This is a genomic window from Burkholderia sp. E168m23, assembly GCF_016586125.1.
GTDB classification, from domain to species: Bacteria; Pseudomonadota; Gammaproteobacteria; order Burkholderiales; family Burkholderiaceae; genus Burkholderia; species Burkholderia orbicola.
The window spans coordinates 1-3,917 of record NZ_BCPP01000690.1; the positions used below are offsets into that span (position 1 = coordinate 1).

A 3,917-nucleotide genomic window follows, 5' to 3' on the forward strand; every position below is an offset into this window, starting at 1 on the left:
CCTGGCGCGCGAGCGCGAGGTCGTCGGCGTCGTCGCCGATCAGTACGGCGGCCCGACGCATGCCGGCGCGATCGCCGACGCGCTGCTGACGATCGCGGCGCGCTACCGGGCCGGTGAAGCGCTGCGCTGGGGCACCTATCACCTGTGCGGCACGCCCGTGACCACGTGGCACGGCTTCGCCGAAACGATCTTCACCGAGGCGCGGCGCACCGGCCTCATCGACCGCGTGCCGCTGGTCCGGCCGATCCGGACCGACGCCTATCCGTTGCCTGCGCCGAGACCGGCGAATTCCGCGCTCGACTGCAGCCTCCTGCGAGAACACTTCGGGGTCGAATCGCCTTCGTGGATCGCGGGTCTAACCGACGTGTTTGCCACCTGGAAGCGAAACCCATGAGCTATCGACCGAAACATGTTCTCGTGACGGGCGGTGCCGGTTTCATCGGCGCCAATTTTGTGCGTCATCTGCTCGAAAGCGACCCGCAGGTCAGCGTCACCACGCTGGATCTGCTGACCTATGCGGGCAGCCTCGACAATCTCGGCGACGACCTGCCGGGTGCCGATCGGCATCGCTTCGTCCTCGGCGACATCTGCGACCGACCGCTCGTCGAGTCGCTGCTGCGCGACCATGCGATCGACACCGTCGTCCACTTCGCGGCCGAAAGCCACGTCGACCGCTCGATCGACGGTCCCGGCGAGTTCGTCCGCACGAACGTGCTCGGCACGTGGACGCTGCTCGATGCGTGCCGCCAGATCTGGCTGAACGATCAGAAACTCGGCCGGGCCGACGCCCACGCGCGACGGCGCTTTCACCATATCGGCACCGACGAGGTGTACGGTTCGCTGGGCCCCGACGACCCGCCGTTTTGCGAAACGACGCCGTATGCGCCGAATTCTCCGTACTCGGCCACCAAGGCAAGCTCGGATCACCTCGTGCGAGCGTATTTCCATACGTACGGCCTGCCCGTCACCACGACGAACTGCTCGAACAATTACGGGCCGCGCCAGCACGGCGAAAAGTTCATTCCGACCGTGATCCGTCATTGCGTCGAAGGCACCGACATCCCCGTGTACGGCGACGGAGCGAACGTGCGCGACTGGCTGTACGTCGACGACCATTGCCGCGCGATCGACGCGGTCATCCGGCGCGGGACGATCGGCGAGACCTACACCGTCGGCGGCTGCAACGAATGGCGCAATGTCGACATCGTCGCGCTGATCTGTACGCTGCTCGACGCGCGACGGCCCGAACACGCGCCGCATGCGCGGCTCGTCCGGTTCGTCACCGATCGCGCCGGTCACGACCGGCGGTATGCGATCGATGCGGGGAAGCTCGCTCGCGAACTGCAATGGCGGCCGGCGGAGAGCTTCGAAACGGGGATCGTGAAGACGCTGGATTGGTATCTATAGGCGGCCGCGCTCATCCGGTGTACGTTGCGCCGTGCCGAGGGCCGAGGTCAATCGGCAAGCCGTGGTCGCTGACGGTGTCGCGTGAACCTTTCTATTTGAAAGTTTCACGCGGCCCGCGCCTTGCTCACCTGCAACGTGCGCAACATCCCAGGTTGCGACCAAGGAGAGCAAGATGACACGTCAACAGCCACAGGCAGACAAGCAGACAGGTAACGAGAAGCCCGCGGAGAAACGCGACGATGGGCAGCAGACCTTCGAAACCGATATTTCGGAAACCGGCGACGACGGCACCACGGTGCGTCAGGCCGAGGTTCGCGAGGACGACTTGTCCGAAGTGAAGCCGCCGTCCGGGCCGTCGCGCTGAACCGATGGACGCGACGCGACGGCGCAGGTACGCCGCCGCGTCTTTTCCAGCGTGCCGTTGCAAATTCCGCCTTCTATCGCCGTGCTTTGATCCGCGCAGCGCCGGACATGTCGGCCCCCGCCATCGCGACGCCGATCATGCCGTCGCCCCGACGATGAGTCTCCTCCAGGGCACCCGCACGTATCGACAGAATGCCGTCGCCCTCCCCCTTGAAATTCACTCGACGTATCCTATTTTAGGTATCGCTCAAGGCAGTCGCGGTTGACGCGCTGCGTGTTTCGATTTGTTAGTCAGCGACCCTGTCGCGGATGGACGAACTGGAGCGCGTGGTCCGGTTCGTCCCTTCGCACAGGGCAACAGGAGCCAATCATGAGCGATATCTTCTTCCCCACTGATCTGCTGGCGGAATTCGACCGCCTGCAACGGCAGATGGCCAGCGCGTTCACGGGCTTTCCGGCCAGCCTGCGCGCACCGCGGCCCGGTACGTTCCCACCGCTCAATATCGGCAGCACCGACGACACGATCGAGATCGTCGCGTTCGCGCCGGGTCTCGACCCCGCGAAGATCGACATCTCCGTCGATCGCCGGCTGCTGACGATCAGCGGCGAGCGCACACCCCCGGACGACGGCGCGACCGACGACGAGCGGCGCATCTACGCGAACGAGCGTTTCATGGGCACGTTCCGCCGCGTGGTCGAGCTACCGCAGCATGCGGACCCCGACAAGATCGAGGCCCGCTATGCGAACGGCTGCCTGACGATCAGCGTCGGCAAGTCGGAAGCCTCGAAGCCGCGGGCGATTACCGTCCAGTAAACAGTACGACGTCACGAACGCATGACGGAGGACATCATGAGTGACACGAACACGACCGAACTGACCACCCGTCCGGCCGAGACGCGAACGGCCGTGACGAACCGCGAAGCGGCTCAGCGCGACACGCCGCGCACGCGGATTGCGCCCGCCGTCGACATCGTCGAGGATGCGCACGGCATCACGTTGTACGCGGACCTGCCGGGCGTACCGCGCGACAAGCTCGACGTCCGCGTGCACGACGGCAGCCTCGCCATCGAAGCGGAGGCCGTCATTCCGACGCCACCGGGTTTGCGTCTGCAGCACGGCGAAGTGCAGCATCCGCACTTCTCGCGCGCCTTCACGCTCAGCCCGGATTTCGACGTGTCGCGCATCGACGCGCAACTGCGCGACGGCGTGCTGAAACTGAGTATCCCGCGGCGTGAAGAAGCGAAGCCGCGGCGGATTCAGGTGGTGGCGGGGTGAGTGGACGCGCCGGGTGCGTGTGATCGCCCCGGCGCGATCCGCAACGCTTCGTACGCCGGATGTGGGCATCCCGCGCTCACGCTCGCGGCGTGAAGGGCTGGCGCCCCGCTTGCGCGGCGGCGCCAGCGCGTCGACACACCTGTCGCATTTCCCTGCAGGAGGCATCCGATGCATACCAACAGGACGATCGAACATGGTGGATATACGGTCCGGGCCGTGGTGACCGACACGGAGACGGGCCGCTATTCGGCGGCGGCGATCCTCACGGATCGCGACGGTGAAACCCGGACGCTCGGCGTCGACGGCGACTTCGCCGATACCCGCGAAGCCAGCGACCAGGCGCTCGAACTCGCGCTTGCGTGGATTCAGCGACGGGCCGTCGTGTCGGACCGGTACGTCAGACGAAATCGCACCGGGCCGCGCCGCGATTCAGACAGCGTACCGCGTGCACGACGGCAAGCGTGATCTAGATCGCGCTTGCGACCAGTGACGGCCCGGCGGCCACGCCAGGCGAATGGGTTCGCCGTGCGCAGGCAGCCGGGTCGATCACCGACGCGCAATCCGCCACGCACCGGTATGTGACGGCCCGGTGATCGTCACCCGAGCCACGACCGGATATTCGCGCGCATCGCGCCAGCCGAGATCCCGTAGCGCTCATGCAACGTCGGCAGCGCGCCCGCGGCGAGGTACGCGTCCGGCAGCGCGATCTGCCGGAACGGCACCGTCACCCCGGCCCCGAGCAACGCGGTCGCGACCGCTTCGCCGAGCCCGCCGATCACCGTATGGTTCTCCGCGACGACGACCATGCGCCCTTTCCGTGCGGCCTCGCGGACGAGGGTCGCCGTATCGAGCGGCTTGATCGTCGGTACGT

At 66.5% G+C, this 3,917-nt stretch carries 7 protein-coding genes; 6 read left to right on the plus strand and 1 reads right to left on the minus strand.

Annotation, left to right across the window (positions count from 1 at the left end):
* From JMF90_RS27555 to JMF90_RS27580, 6 genes are all read left to right on the plus strand, one after another.
* On the plus strand, positions 1-394 hold a 394-nt coding region (locus JMF90_RS27555; protein WP_201325672.1), incomplete at its 5' end, for a sugar nucleotide-binding protein.
* Positions 391-1,407: a dTDP-glucose 4,6-dehydratase gene (gene rfbB / locus JMF90_RS27560; protein WP_011695037.1), complete on the plus strand. Its 1,017-nt coding sequence runs from the start codon at positions 391-393 to the stop codon at positions 1,405-1,407. The genes JMF90_RS27555 and rfbB, both read left to right, overlap by 4 nt.
* A gap of 172 nt (positions 1,408-1,579) precedes the next feature.
* Positions 1,580-1,771 (plus strand): hypothetical protein, encoded by a 192-nt coding sequence (locus JMF90_RS27565; RefSeq protein ID WP_027810892.1) that lies wholly within the window; start codon positions 1,580-1,582, stop codon positions 1,769-1,771.
* A gap of 369 nt (positions 1,772-2,140) precedes the next feature.
* Positions 2,141-2,584, plus strand: a complete 444-nt coding sequence (locus JMF90_RS27570; RefSeq protein ID WP_011549814.1) for an Hsp20/alpha crystallin family protein — start codon at positions 2,141-2,143, stop codon at positions 2,582-2,584.
* A 36-nt stretch (positions 2,585-2,620) separates the two neighbouring features.
* The gene (locus JMF90_RS27575) at positions 2,621-3,046 is read left to right on the plus strand and encodes an Hsp20/alpha crystallin family protein (protein WP_041489578.1); all 426 of its coding nucleotides are present in this window, start codon (positions 2,621-2,623) and stop codon (positions 3,044-3,046) included.
* A 168-nt stretch (positions 3,047-3,214) separates the two neighbouring features.
* Complete coding sequence (locus JMF90_RS27580) at positions 3,215-3,511, plus strand: hypothetical protein (protein WP_011549816.1); 297 nt, start codon at positions 3,215-3,217, stop codon at positions 3,509-3,511.
* 131 nt (positions 3,512-3,642) lie between these two features.
* Here JMF90_RS27580 and JMF90_RS27585 read toward each other — a convergent pair.
* Positions 3,643-3,917: transketolase C-terminal domain-containing protein (locus tag JMF90_RS27585; protein WP_305790760.1), on the minus strand; the 275-nt coding region annotated here is incomplete at its 5' end.